Source organism: Enterococcus sp. LJL120, assembly GCF_054871765.1.
On the sequence record NZ_JBTXLV010000003.1, the window covers coordinates 55927 to 75089 of the forward strand.

Genomic DNA, 19163 nt, shown 5'->3' on the forward strand with positions numbered 1-19163 from the left:
CCTTATTTCCTGTTAAGTAAGAAAAGAAACTCACTAAAAGTAAATCAAGATGTCAACGGACAAAATTATTTTCTCTCGGAAAAGTTTGCCTCACATCAGTTGCATCAGCCAAATTATTTCAGATTAAGCATTAGGGACTGCTTGGTCAGCTTTTAGTTTACTTTGCACCTCAGCATTAACTTTTGTTGGTAGACCCCACAGCTTGATAAAGCCAATTGCAGCATCTTGGTCAAAGGTATCAGCAGAAGTATAAGTAGCCAAGTTTTCATCATATAAGCTGTTGTCAGATTTCCGACCTTCAACAATGCAGTTCCCTTTAAATAATTTCACCCGCACAACACCATTGACATAGACTTGGGTTGATTTTAAGAAGGCAATCAAGGCATCTGTTAATGGATTAAACCAAAGGCCATCATAAATCGTTTGGCTCAATTGATTTTCAATTGTTGGTTTGAAGTGGGCTACTTCCCGTACGAAAGTCAAATCCTCCAATGCTTTATGGGCAGCGATTAACGTTACCGCACCGGGACATTCGTAAACTTCCCGAGATTTAATGCCGACTAACCGATTTTCAATGTGATCAATCCGACCAACACCATGCTTGCCGGCAATTTCATTTAATTCTTGAATCAAAGGATATAACTCAAAGGCTTTGCCATCTAAGGCTACTGGCACCCCTTGTTCAAAAGTGATTTCAATAATATCAGCAGTATCAGGCGTGTCTTCCAACTCAGCAGTAATTTCATAAGCACCCTTTGGCGGCGTTGCCCATGGATTTTCTAAAATTCCGCATTCACAAGCCCGGCCCCATAAGTTTTGGTCAACTGAATAAGGATTGTCTAAATCAGCAGGGATTGGCACACCTTTTTCAGCAGCGTATGCAATTTCTTCCTCCCGTGACCATTTCCACTCCCGCACTGGAGCAATCACTTTTAAGTTGGGATCTAAAGCGGCAATCGCCACTTCAAAACGAACTTGGTCATTCCCTTTACCAGTACAGCCATGGGCAATTGTTGTTGCGCCAGTTTGATGAGCGATTTCAACTAATTTTTTGGAGATCAAAGGCCGGCTTAAAGCAGAAACCAATGGGTAAATTCCTTCATAATAGGTGTGGCCTTGTAAGGCGATTAAAACAAAATCCTTGGCAAATTCTTCTTTAGCATCAATTGCATAAGATTCACTAGCACCAACTGTTAATGCTTTTTCTTTAATGAAATCAATATCTTTTCCTTCGCCGATGTCCAAACAAACGGCAACGACATCATAGCCTTCATCAACGAGCCATTTAATTGATACGGAGGTGTCTAAACCACCGGAGTACGCTAAAATTACTTTTTCTTTCATGATTGTTTCTCCCCTTAATGCTTTTGTTTTGATGAAAGTATCATAACACCCTTTTCAAAGGGATGCAAGTAAAAAGTAAATAAATATACATAAAAAGTAAAATAATTCAGTTAAATATACGTTTAATCTCGTTTATACAAGGAAAGCATGCATAAATTTTTTTAGAAAATTTATAATTCAATCTTTAGAGAAGCACCTTTTTTTAAATTTTCGGCCTGCTGAAATTGCTTCCAAAAAAGGAATAGTGTAAAGTTTAGTGAAGGGCATTTGTTGCCTAAAATAATTAGCGGAAACGAGGAAATCAGATGTCACAATGTTCCCAAGCAATTGCAGCTTTACAAGAAAAATTAGTCGCCAAAGATGCCCACCAGCCGGAATTTTTGCAGGCTTTAGAAGAATTCTTACCAAGTATCGTGCCTTTTTTAGAAGACCATCCTGAATATTTGGAAAAAAATATTGTGGAGCTGATGGTAGAGCCGGAAAGAATTATTCAATTCCGAGTGCCTTGGCAAGATGATCAAGGAAATTGGCAGGTTAACCGAGGCTTTCGTGTCCAATTTAATTCGGTAATTGGCCCTTATAAAGGCGGCCTGCGTTTTCATCCAACCGTTGATTTAAGCATTTTAAAATTTCTCGGCTTCGAACAAATTTTTAAAAATAGTCTGACTGGTCTGCCGATTGGCGGCGGTAAAGGCGGCAGTGATTTTGATCCTAAAGGAAAATCCGACAGCGAAATCATGCGCTTTTGTCAAAGTTTCATGACAGAATTGTATCGTCACATCGGTCCGTCGCTGGATGTTCCCGCCGGTGACATCGGCGTGGGCGGACGAGAAATTGGTTATTTATACGGCGCTTATCGCCGCCTGCGGGGAGCAGAAGCGGGTGTTTTAACGGGTAAAGGGTTAGAATACGGCGGCAGCCTCGTGCGAACAGAAGCAACTGGCTATGGTTTGGTTTATTTTGTCAGACATTTACTAAAAGAACACCAAGATTCCTTTAAAGGTAAAACAGTTCAAGTCTCAGGTAGCGGCAATGTTTCGATTTACGCAATTCAAAAAGTGCAGGAATATGGCGGTAAGGTAATTACTTGCTCAGATTCCAATGGCTATATTGTCGATGAAGCGGGTATTGATTTAGCATTACTGAAGGAAATTAAAGAAGTGAAACGCCAACGTTTAACTGAATATCAAAAAGCACGACCACAAGCTGAATATTTTGAAGGCAGCGTTTGGAATTATCGTGGCAATGTTGATATTGCGTTACCTTGTGCAACACAAAATGAAATCAATGAAGACCATGCCGATATTTTAATTGCCAATGGCGTTAAAATTATCGGCGAAGGGGCCAACATGCCGACCACTTTAGCAGCCGTTAAAAAAATCCAAACAGCGGGCATCATTTACTGTCCCGGCAAAGCAGCCAATGCTGGTGGCGTTGCTGTCTCCGCTTTAGAGATGGCCCAAAACAGCCAACGCTTAAACTGGAGCTTTGAAGCCGTTGACCAACAGCTAGATCGTACCATGGCGACGATTTATAAAAATTGTAAAGAAACTGCTGAAAAATATTCCCACAAAGATGATTTATTAACGGGCGCTAATATTGCCGGTTTCGCTAAAGTTGCTAAAGCAATGTTAGCTCAAGGCTTAGTGTAAAAGAGGAAGACAAAAATGTACGATGAACTATTTAAAGAAGTTGATTTAGATGTGATAGAGCTGCCGATTGAAACGATTGACGGCAAGACACAGTTTAGTGCGTATATCCGCCAACTGCCTTTTATCGCAGCAGAAGGGGAGTCACGCCAGGCCGTTTTTCGCAAACTGGCCGAAGCCTATGCAATCTATCACCAAGAGCATCTTCCTAAAGAAGAAGACGAGCCCGAAGAAAAACAGCTGACCATTGATGAGTTGCTTCGTTATTACGACGGCGAGACGATTGATGGCTATGGAGATTTTTTCAAAGAATAAAGCATAACCAGCCTCCAACTAATCTGAAATAGGATTGGTTGGGGGCTGTTTTTTTGCGTTTAAGAATAAAAATTGTATTGAAGAAGTAACGACATTTTTAGTGATATTCTTTTAATAATTTTAATTCCGTGATGTTCAAAAAGTTTTGCGTTGCTAAAGCAAAACCGCCGAAGAGTGTTGCTTGATCTTTTAGAGTGGTATTACGAATAAATAAATTATTGAGGTAGCGATTAGTGATGGAGGTTTTCAAATCGTCTATCAGCTCCGGTATTTTTCGATAAACGGAACTGTTGATAATTACCACTTCAGGGTCATACAGCATGGCAACATTATTCACACCAATACTGAGTAATTCAGCATTTTTCTTTAATAGCTCGATTGTTGCAGAATTATCAGCCTCAACTAATTCTTGAATGATTTGTGAGTTAATTTTTTTCAAATTCACTTGTTTATTAATCGAATCATACAAAACTTTGTGGGAAACATATTGTTCTAGACAGCCCTTGTTACCGCAGGGGCAAGCTTTACCATTTGGACGTAAAATTGTATGACCGATTTCACCACCACGACCATGCTCCCCTAATTGAATTTCACCATTCTCGACAATACCAGCTCCTACACCACTGTGCATACTGATGGAAATAATTTTTTGCGATTTTGAAGAAAAGGTATATTCCCCCAAAGCAGCCAAATTCGCTTCATTCTCTAAAAAAATTGGGAAATTACATTTTTGACTAATCTGTTCATGCAAATCCATCGTATCTAAATCGTAGTAAGGGGTAAAAATAATTTTGTTTTCAAAAACAATTCCGTGAATAGCGATACTCATCCCAATAATCCGATGGTAAGTATCAGGTTGATTGTCAATAAAATAATCGACTAGGGAGGACAAATGCTTCACTACATTATCTGCCTGTACCTTGACATCTTTTTTACGAATTGTTTCAATAACCGTACCATCAAGATAGGCGAGCATCCCTTCAATGTAGTCCACCCCTAAATCAATAGCAATCACCAGCGCAGAATGGCCGTTGAAAGTAATCATCGTCGGTTTCCGACCGCCGACGTTTGAAGAGCTGCCAATGCCCACCTCAGAGATTAGCTGGTCATCAATTAATTTTTTTACTATCGAAGAGACTGAAGCTTTATTCAACTTGGTAATGTTGGATAATTCTGCGCGGGAAATTTCGCCTTTTTTTATCACTTGCGCTAAGACAGTCGCCTCGTTTTGTTCACGAATTGTATATTTAGTGGAAATCATCTCATCAATCCTTTTTATTTTTTCATTTAAATTATACTATATTTCTTTTTGAAAACGCTTGACAAAATTCTTCGAGTATTTTATATTTACATCACAAGGTTAGTTTATTATACAAACAAACTTAATTCAAGCAAAATTTAGGAGGATTTAAAAATGGCTTACTTTCCAAATGTTGAAAAAATTAAATACGAAGGAAAAGCGACAGAAAACTTATTTGCGTTTCGTCACTACAATCCTGAAGAAGTAATTATGGGGAAGACTATGAAGGAGCATTTGCGTTTTGCCGTTGCTTATTGGCATACTATGACTCAAGATGGTTCTGATCCATTTGGTGATCCAGTCAATCAACGGACTTGGTTTGGGGAAACGCCAATGGATACTGCCCGCAATCGTGTTGAAGCCTTCTTTGAAATTTTAACTAAATTAGATGTTGAATATTTTTGCTTCCACGATGTCGACATTGCACCTGCAGGCGATTCGTTAGAAGAATTTTTCAGTAATATCGATGAAATTACGGATTTAATCAAAGAAAAAATGGATCAAACTGGCATTAAATTATTATGGAACACAGCAAATATGTTTAGCCATCCACGTTTTGTGAATGGTGCAGCATCTTCAAATAATGCAGAAGTTTTTGCCTATTCAGCAGCTCAAGTGAAAAAAGGATTGGATGTCAGTAAAAAACTCGGCGGCGAAAATTATGTCTTCTGGGGTGGCCGTGAGGGGTATGAATCACTGCTAAATACCAATATGAAATTTGAGCAGGACAATATTGCCCGGCTATTTAAAATGGCAATTGCTTACGGAGAAAAAATTGGTCACAAACCACAATTTTTAATTGAACCAAAACCAATGGAACCTTCAAAACATCAGTATGATTTTGATGCAGCAACGGCGATGGCGTTCATTCAAAAACATGGTTTGGAAAATGATTTCAAATTGAACTTAGAAGCTAACCATGCAACTTTGGCTGGACATACTTTTGAACACGAGTTAAATGTTGCCAGAGATTACGATGCATTAGGCTCAATCGATGCCAACCAAGGGGATGTTTTATTAGGTTGGGATACAGATGAATTTCCAACAAATATTTATGATACAACCCTGGCTATGTACGAAATTTTAGAAAATGGCGGCATCGCACCTGGCGGTATCAATTTTGATTCAAAAGTACGTCGTTCTTCTTTTGCAATGGATGATTTATTATTGGCCCATATCGCCGGAATGGACACTTTTGCCCGCGGATTGAAAGCAGCGGCCGCTTTGAAGGAAGATCGCTTCTTTGATGATTTGAAAGAAAAACGTTATGCCAGCTATACGACCGGTATCGGCGCAAAAATTGTTGCAGACGAAGAAGATTTAGAAAGCCTGACCACTTATGCCTTGGCCCACGATGATATTACGAATGAATCTAGCCACTTGGAAGTTGTCAAATCGCGTTTGAATGATTATTTAGTCTAAAAATGAAGCAAGAGGTTGTGATATAAGAATTTTTACAGATTAATTATATCTGTTTAGCTTATGTCGCAGCCTTTTTTAGGAGGTACGAAAAAATGCCCTACGTATTAGGAATTGATTTAGGCACAAGCTCGCTAAAAGGCCTTTTGATGAATCAGGCCGGTGAAGTCGTTGCCACAGCAGCCCAAGATTATCCATTAATTCAACCGGCTTCTGGTTACAGCGAGCAAGATCCTCAGCATTGGGTTGCTGCTTGTAGTGCTGTTTTTGAAATTTTAAAAAATGAAGTGGCTGATTTTACAGAGGAATTGGCAGGTATTAGTTTTTCAGGACAAATGCACAGCTTAGTTTTGTTAGATGAAGAAAAACAAGTTTTGCGCAATGCCATTTTGTGGAATGATGTGCGGACCACAAAACAATGTCAAAAAATCATGGCAGAATTTGGAACAGAGCTGTTAGCAATTACGAAAAATATTGCTTTAGAAGGCTTTACTCTGCCTAAAATTTTATGGATACAGGAAAATGAACCAGAGATTTGGCAGCAAGTGCGCCATTTAATGTTGCCAAAAGATTATCTCGGCTATTGGCTGACAGATACAATTCACATGGATTATTCTGACGCAGCAGGAACTTTGCTTTTGGATATTAAAGAAAAACAGTGGTCACCCCAAATTTTAGAAAAATTTGCTATTTCGAAGGATTTATTACCGCAATTAATTGAATCATCGGGAATGACTGGCTTCTTGAAAAAGAAATTGGCAGCACAATTTGGCTTCAGCAAAGAGGTTAAAATATTTGCTGGTGGTGCCGATAATGCGTGTGCCGCCGTTGGTTCAGGAATTTTGGCAGAAGGCATTGGCATGGCAAGCATCGGAACCTCTGGCGTCTTTTTGTCCTATGAAAATTCTGCTGACCAAGATTTTCAGGGGAAACTCCATTTATTTAATCATGCTCAAAAAGATAGTTATTATTCAATGGGGGTGACTTTAGCAGCGGGCCATAGCCTCAGCTGGTTTAAAGAAGTTTTTGCAGCAGGTTTATCCTTTGATGAGTTGCTGAAGGGCGTCCACGACGTGCCAGTAGGGGCTGCGGGATTGTTATTCACGCCTTATATTAGCGGTGAACGGACACCCCATGTCGATGGTAAAATTCGCGGCAGTTTTATCGGGATGGATGATCAACACACCTTCAATCATTTTACCCGAGCCGTATTGGAGGGCATTACTTTTTCTTTGAAGGATTCACAGGTCTTGATGGAGGAAGTGGCTGGTCGCAAATTTGAAAAAATTATTTCAGTTGGCGGCGGCGCTAAAAATGCCGATTGGCTGCAGATGCAAGCAGACATTTTTGATGCAGAAGTAACCAGTCTGGTCTCCGAACAAGGTCCAGGCCTAGGAGCAGCTATGCTAGCCGCTATCGGCTTAAATTGGTTTACTGACTTGAAAGCTTGTGCAGAAGTATTTGTGGCGTATAAACAATCACATTTTCCAATTCGAGAAAATGTCGCAGCGTATCAAAAAATTTATCAAGAGTACCGGAAAGTTTATCCCGCGACAAGCGAGTTGAGTCATGAGCTGCGGGAGTTGGCGGGGGAATAGTATAGGGACAACTAAATTGGATCTTTAGATATATCAGATATTGTTGCACTATGGTTTAGTTGTCTTTCTAATTTAGTAAAATGAATTTACAAAGATTTTGAAAGCGCTTGACAAAGATTGAAGACTAATTTATTATTATTTCATAAGTTAGTTTAACGTACTAATAAACTAAAATATATTTTTATTTCAGAAAGGAAAAGTTATGATAACAAATCCAATTTTAACAGGTTTTAAACCGGATCCAAGTATTTGTCGTGTTGGTGAAGACTATTACATTGCTACTTCTACTTTTGAATGGTTTCCAGGAGTAATGATTTATCACTCTAAGGACTTAAAAAATTGGAGATTAATCAGTAATCCTGTTAATCGTAGAAGCCAACTAGATATGCTTGGGAATCCTGACTCCGGTGGTGTATGGGCTCCGTGTTTAAGTTATGCTGATGGAAAATTTTGGTTAATTTATTCTGATGTAAAAGAAGTTCAAGGCAACAATTGGAAAGATGCGTATAACTATTTAATCACTTGTGACACGATAGATGGAGATTGGTCAGAGCCGATTTATATGAATAGCTCTGGTTTTGATCCTTCTTTATTCCACGATGATGATGGCCGTAAATATTTTGTAAATATGGTATGGGACTATCGAGTTTCGCATCATAGCTTTTACGGAATTGTTTTACAGGAATATTCCCATGAAGAACAGAGATTGATTGGTGAGGCGAAAATAATTTTTAAAGGAACTGATTTGCGTTTAACTGAAGCACCTCATTTATATAAAATAAATGGTTATTATTATTTGTTAACAGCTGAAGGCGGAACAAAATATGAGCATGCGTCAACTATTGCTCGTTCAAGATCAATTGATGGACCATATGAGATTCATCCACAAAATCCATTAATTAGCTCTTGGTCACATCCTCGTATTAAGTTGCAAAAAGCTGGTCACGGTTCAATTGTACACACACATACCAATGAATGGTATTTCGTTCATTTAATGGGCCGACCATTAAGACATCCTGGAACACCGTTATTAGAAAATCGTGGTTATTGCCCATTAGGTCGAGAAACATCTATTCAAAAGATGTATTGGGAAAATGATTGGCCATATATTGTTGGCGGAAACTTTCCGCAAGATGAGGTAGAAGAACCAAATATTCCAGAACATGTATGGGAGGAAGTTCCAACAAGGATTGAATTCGAGAAAGAAAAACTTCCACTTGATTTTCAAACTCTGAGAATCCCTTTTGATGAAGAACTAGGTAGTTTAGTAGAAAGACCAGGTTTCTTAAGATTATTCGGTAGGGAATCTTTTAATTCCTTGTTTCATAAATCATTAGTTGCTAGAAGATGGCAGGATTTTAAATTTGAGGCTGAAACAAAAATAGACTTTACTCCTGTAAATTTCATGCAATTAGCAGGAATGACTAACTATTATAATACTAAAAATTGGTCAAGTATTCATATCACTCATAATGAAGAAAAAGGTAGGATCATTGATTTGTTAGACAGTGATAATGGGAAACTGACAATGCCTTTATATGGCAAAGAAATACTCATACCAGATGGTGTTCAATCTGTTTACTTCAAAACTATTGTAGATCATATTTCTTATCAATATGCCTACTCTTTCGACGGAAGTGATTGGAAAGTGATTGATTATAAGCTAGACAGCATCCATCTGTCTGATGATTATGTCGTGGAAACACAAGAAGGATTCTTTACTGGGGCGTTTGTTGGAATGTTTGCTATTGATACTTCGGGTACGAGACTGGCAGCGGATTTTGATTATTTTGATTATAGAAAATAGCAGGGAGAGAAAACGAATGAAGAACTGGAAGAAAAATTTATTAGGGTTTAGTGCAGTATCAGCAGGCCTATTTTTATTAGCCGGATGTGGAGGATCTAATAATACTTCTGATAGTGGGGGTGGTAGTGGTTCGAACGAATTAGTTGTTTGGACCTTTACAGACGAGCTATCAACAATGATTAACGATTATTATTTACCAACGCACGAAGACCTTGATTATGAGATTAAAATTGTTGAAATTCCATCTGATCAGTTTGAAACTAAACTTGATCCAGTGTTAGGAACTAATGATGCTCCGGATGTAATCGCTCTTGAATCAGCATTTGTAAAAAAATACGTTGAATCAGGTTTGATGGCTGATCTCAGTGCATTGGGATCAGATGAGGCTGCCGCAGATACCTACCAGTATGTTAAAGATGTTGGTACAGACCAGGATGGCGTTTTACATGCTTTAGCTTGGCAGGCAGCTCCAGGAGGATTTTATTATCGAGCTTCATTAGCAAATGACTTATTAGGTATTGATTCTCCAGAAGCAATGCAAGAAGCATTATCTGATTACGATAAATTTTATGAAGTAGCTACTGAATTAAAAGAAAAAAGTAATGGTTCAGTTTATATGGTTTCTAGTATTCAAGATTTGACAAAGCCTTTTTTAGGACAACGTGAACACGGATGGGTTGAAGACGGTAAACTCGTTATTGATGATTCATTGTATGATTTAATGGATTTGAGTCAAAAATTTGTTAGTGAAAAATTAACTCAAGATACAGAAGGTCAGTCAGAATCATGGTTTGCAGGAATGAATAGCGATTCCATTTTTGGCTACAGCTTACCAACATGGGGATTGCATTACTGGCTAAAACCTAATGCAACATCTGCTGATGGCTCTTCTACTACTGAAGGTGACTGGAGAATGATTCAAGGTCCAACATCTTGGTTCTGGGGAGGAACCTGGGTTGGAGCTACAGAAACATCTGATATGAAAGATGAGGCAGCAGACTTAATTGAATATATTACAACAAATGAAGATTTCTTGAAAACTTGGGCAGAAGACACAGGAGATTTTGTCTCAAGCGAAACAGTTGTAAATGAGATTAAGGACACATATAGTGAGGAATTTCTAGGTGGACAAAATCATTATAATGAGTTTTCGGAAATGGTAGATAATATTAATGCGACAATTTTAACTGAATATGATCAGACGGTTGAAAGATTATTTAATGATAATTGCTTGATTCCATACTCTAAGGGAGAAGTTGATATGGATACTGCTGTTCAAAGCTTTAAAGATGCGGTAGTCAATGCCTATCCTGACATTGAGGTAGATTAAGCCAAAATTGGGGGTGGATGAGTGAATTCATCCCCCCTTTTTAAGAAGGGAGAGAAAAAAGTGAAGAGAAAAGGAAAGTTTGAGCGCTATAATCGATACGGTTATTTATTTTTGGCACCTTTCTTTATCGCATTCTTAATTTTTCAACTATATCCAATACTATATACAATTTTTCTAAGCTTTACAGACTTACAAGGTTGGGCAACAGAAGCTAATGTTGTCGGGATTAAAAACTACCTAAATATTTTTGATAATGCGCTTTTTATAAAGTCAATTAAGAATACTTTCATTTTGTGGGGTGTAAACTTTGTCCCACAAATCGGGTTAGCCCTTTTACTAGCTGCATGGTTTACAAATTTGAAATTGAAACTAAAAGGAACTGGTTTCTTCAAAATAGTTTTCTACTTACCAAATATAATAACTGCTGCATCTGTTGCGGTACTCTTTTATGCTCTATTTAGTTATCCTTCAGGACCTATGAATCTAATTTTGACAAATTTGGGTGTACTCGAAGAACCTTTTGAATTTTTTAGAAGCGTTTCGGGCACGAGATTAATTGTCTCCTTCATACAGTTTTGGATGTGGTATGGACAGACTACAATCGTTTTAGTCTCTGGTATTTTGAGTATTGATAATTCTTTATTTGAATCTGCAATGGTTGATGGAGCAACAGATAACCAAATTTTTAGAATGATTACCTTACCGTTACTTAAACCAATTCTACTATATACCTTAGTAACTTCACTAATTGGTGGGCTACAAATGTTTGACATTCCTTTCCTATTAACAAACGGAAATCCTGATAATAGCGTGACAACTATAACAATGTTTATCTATAAACAAGCTTTCACGGGGAGTAGAAACTTTAATGTAGCTGCTACAGCATCGGTTGTTCTATTATTATTGTCAATTGTGTTAAGTACACTATTGTTTAGATTTTTCAGAGAAAATAGCAAAGTGAGGGGTAAATAATGGAAAAGACGTATAAAGCAAAAAGAATGTTAATATACATTTTCTTAATCCTCTTGACTTTATTGAGTATTCTACCTTTCTGGGTAGTACTTATGAACTCCACCAGATCTGCAGAACAAATTCAACAGGGACTATCACTATTGCCAGGGAGTAATTTGCAATATAATTGGGAAGTTTTAATGAATAAGGGATTTGATATTTTTGGTGGTTTTAGAAATAGTTTGTTGATTTCGGCTTGCTCTACAATTTTGACCGTATATTTCTCAGCGATGGCGGCGTATAGTGTTATCGCTTACCGTTTTAAAGGTCGGAAAGTAGCATTTGTAATTATTTTAGGCCTACTAATGATACCACAGCAAATAAGTATGATTGGATTTTATCAATTTATGAGTAAACTTGGTCTTTTAAATAGTTACATTCCATTGATTTTACCTGCAGTAGCTTCGCCGACAACAGTCTTCTTCTTAAAACAATATCTAGAAACTATCTATCATCCTGATTTAGCTGATTCAGCACGGTTAGATGGAGCGGGAGAAATATCAATATTCCATAAAATTATCCTACCGTTGATGAAACCAGGATTAGCAACCATGGCGATTTTCTCTTTTGTAACATCATGGAATAACTTTTTAATGCCGTTAATCTTAATCAATGACAATGAAAAATATACTTTGCCGATGCTAGTTCAATTGCTAAAAACAGATGTTTATCGTACAGAATTCGGTAGCATGTATCTAGGAATATCATTAAGTATTATTCCGTTACTATTGATTTATTTGTTCTTATCAAAATATATCGTTGGTGGTGTAACTGCCGGTGGAATAAAAGAATAGTAGTGCTTATTTTTTATTCCATATTTTGAAGGGAGTCTAAGGGATGAATGGATTAGCACACGTAGGGATAAATGTACATGAGATGAAAAAGTCTCTAAATTTTTATTGTGATACTTTAGGTCTAACGCATAAGTTCAGCATTGAAGACCACGATGGAAATCCGTGGATTGAGTATTTGGAACTTGGGGATAAGCAATTTATTGAATTGTTCTATCATCCTGATGCTGTAGGAAAATCACCTGACTTGTGGAAATTAAACAGAATTCATCATGTTGCGTTGAGTGTGGAAGATATTTTTGGTTTGTATTCAAGTCTTTTAGATACTGAGGTAAATATAAAAGAAGCTCCAAAATTGGGACCGGATTTTACTTGGCAGATGTGGCTTAAGGATCCGGATGGCAATGAAATAGAAATCATGCAATATACTGAAGATTCTTATCAATTGCAGCCTTAGTCTGAAATAATCTTCTGATTTAATAAAAAGAAATTTAACCATTTTAAAAAAAGGAGAATGAAAATGACAATTTTTCATGTTTCAAAAAATGGCAAGGATGTTTTTTCTGGTACCGAAAAAGAGCCTTTTTTAACAATTCAAAAAGCAGCAGAGAGGGCTGCTGCTGGGGATACAGTTATTATACATGCTGGGGAATATCGTGAATGGGTTAAACCACAAAATCCAGGAATCAGTAATGTTCGCAGAATTATCTACCAAAGTGCACCAAATGAAAAAGTCGTAATAAAGGGATCAGAAAAAGTTGATCAGTGGGACAACATTGAGGGACCCATTTGGAAAAGTATGGTCAATAATGATCTGTTTAATGGTTTTAATCCTTTTGAAAAACTAGTCTGGGGGGACTGGTTGATTTCTGTTAAAGATCGTACAACTCATCTTGGAGAAGTATATTTGAATGGTCTAGCTATGTACGAAGCCAAAAGCTTTGAAGAGGTTAAAGAGCCGGTTACAAGAGAAAAATTAAATGAATTCTTTACTGGTGTTGAAAGCGTAGAACGGTATTCAGAACGTATGAATTTTACTTGGTTTGCAGAAGTTTTAGAAGATGCAACAATTATTTATGCAAACTTCCAAGATGTAAATCCTAATGAGGAACTCGTTGAAATCAATGTGCGCCCAGCATGTTTTTATCCAGAGCGAGATGGTATTGATTATATTACTGTCAAGGGACTTGAACTATGCCAGGCAGCGACTTCCTGGGCTCCTCCAACAGGAAATCAACCCGGTCTAATCGGCCCTCGATGGAGTAAAGGATGGATTATTGAAGATTGTGAGATTCATGACGCAAAATGTAGCGGGATTAGTCTAGGTAAGGTTGCTGAATCAGGGGATAACTATTATAGCAAACGTTTAGATAAACCAGGGTATACTTATCAGCTGGAATCAGTTTTTACAGCTGAAAGGCAAGGTTGGAACAAAGAAAGTGTTGGCAGCCACACAATTCGGCGCAATCATATTCATGATTGTGGACAGAATGGAATTGTTGGACATCTAGGTTGCGTCTTCAGTAAAATTTATGACAATCGAATCCATGATATCTCATTAAAAAGAGAGTTTTACGGTTGGGAAATTTCCGGAATTAAGTTACATGCTGCTCTTGATGTAGAAATTCGTCATAATTTAATCTATAACTGTGCTGGCGGAACTTGGTTAGACTGGCAAACTCAAGGTACTAGGGTCCATCAAAATACTTATTTTGACAATGGCTTGGATTTATTTGTTGAAGTAAGTCACGGTCCTTATTTAATAGACAATAATATTCTGGCATCTAGGAATTCTCTAAGAAACATGTCTCAAGGTGGAGCATATGTGAATAATTTGTTCGCTGGGGAAATTGAGCAACACGATGTAAGAGATCGGGCAACTCCTTACCACCTAAAACATAGTACAAAGGTAAAAGGTTATGCTGTTGTTTATGGCGGTGATGATCGGTTTTACAATAATATTTTCATCGGATTAGATGAGAAAATTTTCTCTGGAACAAGTAATTATGATGGTCATCATATTTCGTTAAAAGAGTATATTGATGAAATCCAATCGAAAGCGCCCACGGATTTAGAAGGGTTTTTGACAGCCAAAGATCCAGTATACATTAATAATAATGTCTACTTAAAACAAGCAAGTAGCTTCAATGTCGAAAAAAATAAACTTGATTTACCAGATTTTGACCCTAGTTTGGAAGTTTCAAAAGATGGAGAAAAGGTATTTTTGGAAATTGACCTACCTGAAGAAATCGAAACTCACTCTATTGAAGTTCAAACAACGCGGACTTTGCCTCATGTAAGAATTGTCGATGCTGAATTTGAAAATCCTGATGGTTCAGAATTGATTGTAGAGAAGGATTTGTTAAATGAAAAAGTTGCTGCCACTGCTGGTCCGATTCAACGTTTAAAGGCCGGGAATAATAGAATTCAATTGTGGTAAAAAATAGGAGTATGGAGGTTTTCAATAGGAAGTCTCCATACTCTTTTAGTATTCTTTTAAAAATAATTTGATGGAGGAGTGAAGTAATGAACCAACATAGTATGAAAGTAGCAGTAGTTGGTTGTGGTGCAATTAGCGATATTTACATAGAAAATATGATATCAAAGTTTTCTATTTTAGATGTAGTAGCTTGTTGTGATACAAAAAATGAATTAGCGCAAGCGAAGGCTGAAAAGTTTAATCTCAAAGTACTGGCGATAGAAGAAATCATTAAAGATGAATCTATTGAAATAGTGGTAAATTTGACGCCACCTATCAAACATTATTCCATAATAAAGGAGATGTTAAATGCTAATAAACATGTTTACACTGAAAAAATTATGACCTTACATGTGAATGAAGCTCAAGAATTAGTAGAGTTAGCAGAAATGAAACAGATTTATTTAGGGAGTGCTCCGGATACTTTTTTAGGTTCAGCTCTTCAAAATAGCAAGCACTTACTAGATTAAGGTGTAGTTGGAAAAATTGTCTCTTGTCACGCTTCGGTAAACCGTGATTTATCTCCATGGTATACGCCAACTTCTTTCTTTTCTCATGAAGGCGGGGGAATAGGGTTTGATGTTGGTATTTACTATTTGACTGCTATGTTAAGTATATTAGGGCCAGTGGATTATGTCACTGGTATAGTGGATACATTGAGACCTGAAAGAAAAGTTAAGAATCCATTGCTTCCCTCTTTTGGCAAGGAGCTAAAGATAGAAAATGAAACTTTGATGATTGGTACATTGAAATTTAAAAACAATGTGTATGCAAGTATTCATTTTAACAGTGAATCAATTTGGCCAGAACAACCTCAGCTAATTTTTTATGGAACAGAGGGGATTTTACAACTTGCAGACCCCAATAGTTTTGGCGGTGAAATTTTATTACAAAAAAAAGGAGCTGAGAAGCTAGTAGGAATCCCTTCAAATTTTGGTTTTTCCGAAAATAGTCGTGGTTTGGGTGTTGCAGAAATGGCTTGGTCAATTAAAAAAGGGCGTCCCAATAGAGCTAGTTCCAATATGCAAGTCCATGCGATAGAAGTTTTAAATGGCATTGTTCAGTCATCTAAGACAAAACAATTTGTGATCATCAACTCGTCCTTTGAAATTCCCAGACCATTGCCAGAAGGGTATTTAGATGATTATTATGGAAATAATCCAGAGAGTGCTTTAATTTCCTAAGCAAAACTACCGTGGTATATAATACCGCCGGAAATTCTTCGGCGTTACCTGTTCGCTTCTTTTAAAAAGTGCAATAAAGTGACTGGCATTACTAAAGCCAGTGGCAGCACTGATTTCTTGAATGGTTAGTAACGGCTCATTGGCCAATAATTCTTTGGCCTTTTGCATCCGATACTCTAGTAGATATTGATTTGGGGAAGTCTGATAGACATCTTTAAAAAGCCGATTTAAGTATTGAGGACTATAGCCAATTAACTGGGCTAGCTCTTCATTGCGGATTTCTTCCGCGTAGTGTTTTTTGATATAAGTGACCACAGGCTGAATCAAATCATGATATTTTGAATAATGGCTTGATTCAGCTAAGGTGGACTCTTTAATCAGCATTAAAAAAGAATAAATCATTCCGGATACTTTTAACGGTGTCGTTAAAGTATCTTTTTCAATTTCTGCCGTTAATTGATTGACAAAATTTTCAACATCAATCGCATTTTCAGAGATTACTAAATAGTTACCAAAGCCAAGCAAGGTCATAATTTCAGAAATCAAAGCGCCGCCAAAAGTAAAATAGGCTGTTTCCCAAGCGTCATTTGGATAGTAGTCGTGGGGAATCGTTTGATTGATTAAAATACTGGTACCAACTGGTAAATTAATTTTTTGATTGTCAATCAAAACAGTGCCACTACCTTTTTCAGAGAAAAGCCAATGAACATAAGGGTATCCTTTAGGCCGCTGAATCTGTTCCTGCTGCCAGTTAGTGCCAAAGCTGTCGACAAAGAGTGGTAAGCTGCGATCCTTTTGATTAAAACTATAGCGCAAAATCATCGCCTCCAATTGTTTCGTTTTATGATATTTTCTCGTTTTTATTTACTACTATTCTACCATGTAAGCGTGTTAAAATGAGAAAAAATAGTTGGAGGTTTACTATGACATTTAAAAAAGTTTTGTTTGGCGGCGATTACAATCCGGAGCAATGGCCTAAGGAAGTATGGACAGAAGATATGCGCATGTTTGACTTAGCTTCGATTAATTCGGCGACTGTCAATGTTTTTTCTTGGGCCCAGTTGCAGCCTAGTGAAGAGGAATATGATTTTTCACAATTGGACGACATTATGGAGATGCTTAAAAAACATAATTATCAGATTGTATTGGCGACTTCGACGGCGGCCTTGCCGGCTTGGATGAGTCGTCGTTACCCTGATGTAAATCGGGTTGATTTTGAAGGGCGCCAGCATAAATTTGGCCATCGCCACAATGCTTGTCCCAATAGTCCGACCTTTAGAAAATACAGTCCACTTTTGGCAGGGAAATTGGCAGAGCGCTATGGTGCTTTGTCTGAGGTAGCCTGCTGGCATATTTCCAATGAGTACGGCGGAGAATGCTATTGCGAAAATTGTGAAAAAGCTTTTCGCGTGTGGTTGAAGAAAAAATATCAAACGTTAGAAAAATTAAATGACGCTTGGAACATGACTTTTTGGAGTCATAAAATTTATAGCTGGGAGGAAATTGTTGCACCAAATGAATTAGGCGATGCGATTGGTACTGAAAAAACAGCCTTTGCCGGAATTTCGATTGATTATCGCCGCTTTATGTCAGACTCAATGCTGCAAAATTTTGTCGATGAAAAAAATCAAATTCGCAAATTCGATGCAACTACGCCAATCACTACAAATTTAATGGGCACGTATAAAGGTTTAGATTATTTTAAATGGGCCAAAGAAATGGATCTTGTTTCTTGGGACAGTTACCCGAGTTATAATACGCCAGCAAGCTATACAGCGATGTGCCATGACTTGATGCGGGGCTTGAAAAATGGTCAGCCCTTTATGCTGATGGAGCAAACGCCAAGTCAGCAAAACTGGCAGCCTTATAATTCTTTAAAACGTCCAGGACAAATGAAAAATATGAGCTATCAAGCCATCGCCCACGGTGCAGACACGATTCAATATTTCCAATTGCGTCGCTCAAAAGGTGCCTGCGAAAAATTCCATGGTGCTGTGATTGACCACGTCGGCAATGAACATACAAGAGTCTTTAGAGAAGTTGCTGAATTAGGCGGTGAACTGGCTCAACTTGGTGACAGCTTCTTAACGGCAACTACACCAGCCAAAGTAGGACTTATTTTTGATTGGTCAAACTATTGGGCACTAGAATATACTAGCGGTCCGACAATTGAATTAAAATATGTCGAACAAATTCATCATTATTATCAAGAATTGTATCGTCGTAACATCGATGTTGATTTGGTACCGATTGATGGCGATTACGAAAAATATGATTTATTGCTGGCGCCTTGTTTATATATGATTGAAGAAGCAAGCGCTAAAAAGATTGAAAAATATGTTGCAGCTGGCGGCACTTTTGTGACCACCATGATGAGCGGGATTGTCAATCAATCAGATAATGTTCATTTAGGCGGCTATCCGGGACCATTGAAGGAACTATTAGGAATCTGGGTGGAGGAATTTGATGCGCTACCACCGGAAACGCATTATCAAGTCGTCTTTGAAGATGGAAGGCAACAGGATTGTCGCATGCTTTGTGATATTATCCATCCGCAAGGGGCTCAAACGCTTGCTAATTATGGTAAGGGTGAATTCTATCAAGATACGCCTGCAGTCACCTGCAATCAATTTGGCAAAGGTGCAGCCTATTATGTCGGCACCATGTTATCAGAGGCGGGCATGACAGAATTGTTTGACTTGATTCTAGCTGACTTAGATATTCCCGAATTAATTTTACCAGCGGGCATTGAAGTCAAAACAAGAATTAAAGACAATCAAGTTTTGAAATTTGTTTTGAATCATTGCAATGAAACCGTTACAGCCACACTGCCTTTCAACGGTAATGATTTACTGACTGGTCTAGCTTGTAGTGGCGATGTCGAGTTAGAACCTTTTGGGGTGAAGTTGATTGCGGTAAAATAAGAAAAAAGCGAC

At 37.7% G+C, this 19163-nt stretch carries 15 protein-coding genes and 1 pseudogene; 13 read left to right on the plus strand and 3 right to left on the minus strand.

Annotation, left to right across the window (positions count from 1 at the left end; translation table 11 throughout):
• Positions 1 to 123: 123 nt before the first annotated feature.
• Complete coding sequence (locus ACYSNU_RS05615; RefSeq protein WP_322597295.1) at positions 124 to 1344, minus strand: argininosuccinate synthase; 1221 nt, start codon at positions 1342 to 1344, stop codon at positions 124 to 126.
• 305 nt (positions 1345 to 1649) lie between these two features.
• Between ACYSNU_RS05615 and gdhA the strand changes: the two genes are divergently transcribed.
• Positions 1650 to 2996 (plus strand): NADP-specific glutamate dehydrogenase, encoded by a 1347-nt coding sequence (gene gdhA, locus ACYSNU_RS05620; RefSeq protein ID WP_461736217.1) that lies wholly within the window; start codon positions 1650 to 1652, stop codon positions 2994 to 2996.
• Between the two features lie 15 nt (positions 2997 to 3011).
• Positions 3012 to 3308: a hypothetical protein gene (locus ACYSNU_RS05625; RefSeq protein ID WP_461736218.1), complete on the plus strand. Its 297-nt coding sequence runs from the start codon at positions 3012 to 3014 to the stop codon at positions 3306 to 3308.
• 97 nt (positions 3309 to 3405) lie between these two features.
• On the opposite strand, the gene ACYSNU_RS05630 is transcribed toward ACYSNU_RS05625, so the two are convergent.
• On the minus strand, positions 3406 to 4569 hold the full coding sequence (locus ACYSNU_RS05630) for an ROK family protein (RefSeq protein ID WP_461736219.1): 1164 nt from the start codon (positions 4567 to 4569) through the stop codon (positions 3406 to 3408).
• A 153-nt stretch (positions 4570 to 4722) separates the two neighbouring features.
• On the opposite strand from ACYSNU_RS05630, the gene xylA reads away from it, so the two are divergent.
• The 10 genes and pseudogenes from xylA to ACYSNU_RS05680 form a co-directional block, all read left to right on the plus strand.
• A complete protein-coding gene (gene xylA, locus ACYSNU_RS05635) occupies positions 4723 to 6030 on the plus strand; it encodes a xylose isomerase (protein ID WP_461736220.1) in 1308 nt (435 codons plus the stop codon).
• Between the two features lie 92 nt (positions 6031 to 6122).
• Positions 6123 to 7625, plus strand: a complete 1503-nt coding sequence (gene xylB, locus ACYSNU_RS05640; protein WP_461736221.1) for a xylulokinase — start codon at positions 6123 to 6125, stop codon at positions 7623 to 7625.
• Positions 7626 to 7827: 202 nt separating this feature from the next.
• Entirely contained in the window at positions 7828 to 9432 is a 1605-nt protein-coding gene (locus ACYSNU_RS05645; RefSeq protein ID WP_461736222.1) for a glycoside hydrolase family 43 protein, read from the plus strand.
• A gap of 16 nt (positions 9433 to 9448) precedes the next feature.
• The gene (locus tag ACYSNU_RS05650; RefSeq protein WP_461736223.1) at positions 9449 to 10762 is read left to right on the plus strand and encodes an ABC transporter substrate-binding protein; all 1314 of its coding nucleotides are present in this window, start codon (positions 9449 to 9451) and stop codon (positions 10760 to 10762) included.
• A 21-nt stretch (positions 10763 to 10783) separates the two neighbouring features.
• Complete coding sequence (locus ACYSNU_RS05655; RefSeq protein ID WP_461736224.1) at positions 10784 to 11734, plus strand: carbohydrate ABC transporter permease; 951 nt, start codon at positions 10784 to 10786, stop codon at positions 11732 to 11734.
• On the plus strand, positions 11734 to 12567 hold the full coding sequence (locus tag ACYSNU_RS05660) for a carbohydrate ABC transporter permease (RefSeq protein WP_461736225.1): 834 nt from the start codon (positions 11734 to 11736) through the stop codon (positions 12565 to 12567). The genes ACYSNU_RS05655 and ACYSNU_RS05660 overlap by 1 nt, the downstream gene beginning before the upstream one ends.
• A gap of 43 nt (positions 12568 to 12610) precedes the next feature.
• Positions 12611 to 13021: a VOC family protein gene (locus tag ACYSNU_RS05665; RefSeq protein WP_461736226.1), complete on the plus strand. Its 411-nt coding sequence runs from the start codon at positions 12611 to 12613 to the stop codon at positions 13019 to 13021.
• 63 nt (positions 13022 to 13084) lie between these two features.
• Positions 13085 to 15004, plus strand: a complete 1920-nt coding sequence (locus ACYSNU_RS05670; protein WP_461736227.1) for a right-handed parallel beta-helix repeat-containing protein — start codon at positions 13085 to 13087, stop codon at positions 15002 to 15004.
• A gap of 86 nt (positions 15005 to 15090) precedes the next feature.
• On the plus strand, positions 15091 to 15513 hold the full coding sequence (locus ACYSNU_RS05675) for a Gfo/Idh/MocA family protein (protein WP_461736228.1): 423 nt from the start codon (positions 15091 to 15093) through the stop codon (positions 15511 to 15513).
• Positions 15514 to 15525: 12 nt separating this feature from the next.
• Positions 15526 to 16227, plus strand: a pseudogene (locus ACYSNU_RS05680) (Gfo/Idh/MocA family protein); the annotation flags it as partial.
• Between the two features lie 6 nt (positions 16228 to 16233).
• Here ACYSNU_RS05680 and ACYSNU_RS05685 read toward each other — a convergent pair.
• Complete coding sequence (locus ACYSNU_RS05685; RefSeq protein ID WP_461736229.1) at positions 16234 to 17043, minus strand: AraC family transcriptional regulator; 810 nt, start codon at positions 17041 to 17043, stop codon at positions 16234 to 16236.
• A 107-nt stretch (positions 17044 to 17150) separates the two neighbouring features.
• On the opposite strand from ACYSNU_RS05685, the gene ACYSNU_RS05690 reads away from it, so the two are divergent.
• Positions 17151 to 19151, plus strand: a complete 2001-nt coding sequence (locus ACYSNU_RS05690) for a beta-galactosidase (RefSeq protein ID WP_461736230.1) — start codon at positions 17151 to 17153, stop codon at positions 19149 to 19151.
• The last annotated feature ends 12 nt before the right edge of the window (positions 19152 to 19163 follow it).

What these genes read in the sequence shown, in the direction of transcription:
- ACYSNU_RS05670 (WP_461736227.1), top strand. Translation starts at nt 13,085, where the DNA reads ATGACAATTTTTCATGTTTCAAAAAATGGCAAGGATGTTTTTTCTGGT.
- ACYSNU_RS05690 (WP_461736230.1), top strand. Translation starts at nt 17,151, where the DNA reads ATGACATTTAAAAAAGTTTTGTTTGGCGGCGATTACAATCCGGAGCAA.
- ACYSNU_RS05630 (WP_461736219.1), bottom strand. Translation starts at nt 4,569, where the DNA reads ATGATTTCCACTAAATATACAATTCGTGAACAAAACGAGGCGACTGTC.
- xylB (WP_461736221.1), top strand. Translation starts at nt 6,123, where the DNA reads ATGCCCTACGTATTAGGAATTGATTTAGGCACAAGCTCGCTAAAAGGC.
- gdhA (WP_461736217.1), top strand. Translation starts at nt 1,650, where the DNA reads ATGTCACAATGTTCCCAAGCAATTGCAGCTTTACAAGAAAAATTAGTC.
- ACYSNU_RS05615 (WP_322597295.1), bottom strand. Translation starts at nt 1,344, where the DNA reads ATGAAAGAAAAAGTAATTTTAGCGTACTCCGGTGGTTTAGACACCTCC.
- ACYSNU_RS05645 (WP_461736222.1), top strand. Translation starts at nt 7,828, where the DNA reads ATGATAACAAATCCAATTTTAACAGGTTTTAAACCGGATCCAAGTATT.
- ACYSNU_RS05625 (WP_461736218.1), top strand. Translation starts at nt 3,012, where the DNA reads ATGTACGATGAACTATTTAAAGAAGTTGATTTAGATGTGATAGAGCTG.
- ACYSNU_RS05665 (WP_461736226.1), top strand. Translation starts at nt 12,611, where the DNA reads ATGAATGGATTAGCACACGTAGGGATAAATGTACATGAGATGAAAAAG.
- ACYSNU_RS05650 (WP_461736223.1), top strand. Translation starts at nt 9,449, where the DNA reads ATGAAGAACTGGAAGAAAAATTTATTAGGGTTTAGTGCAGTATCAGCA.
- ACYSNU_RS05675 (WP_461736228.1), top strand. Translation starts at nt 15,091, where the DNA reads ATGAACCAACATAGTATGAAAGTAGCAGTAGTTGGTTGTGGTGCAATT.
- xylA (WP_461736220.1), top strand. Translation starts at nt 4,723, where the DNA reads ATGGCTTACTTTCCAAATGTTGAAAAAATTAAATACGAAGGAAAAGCG.
- ACYSNU_RS05660 (WP_461736225.1), top strand. Translation starts at nt 11,734, where the DNA reads ATGGAAAAGACGTATAAAGCAAAAAGAATGTTAATATACATTTTCTTA.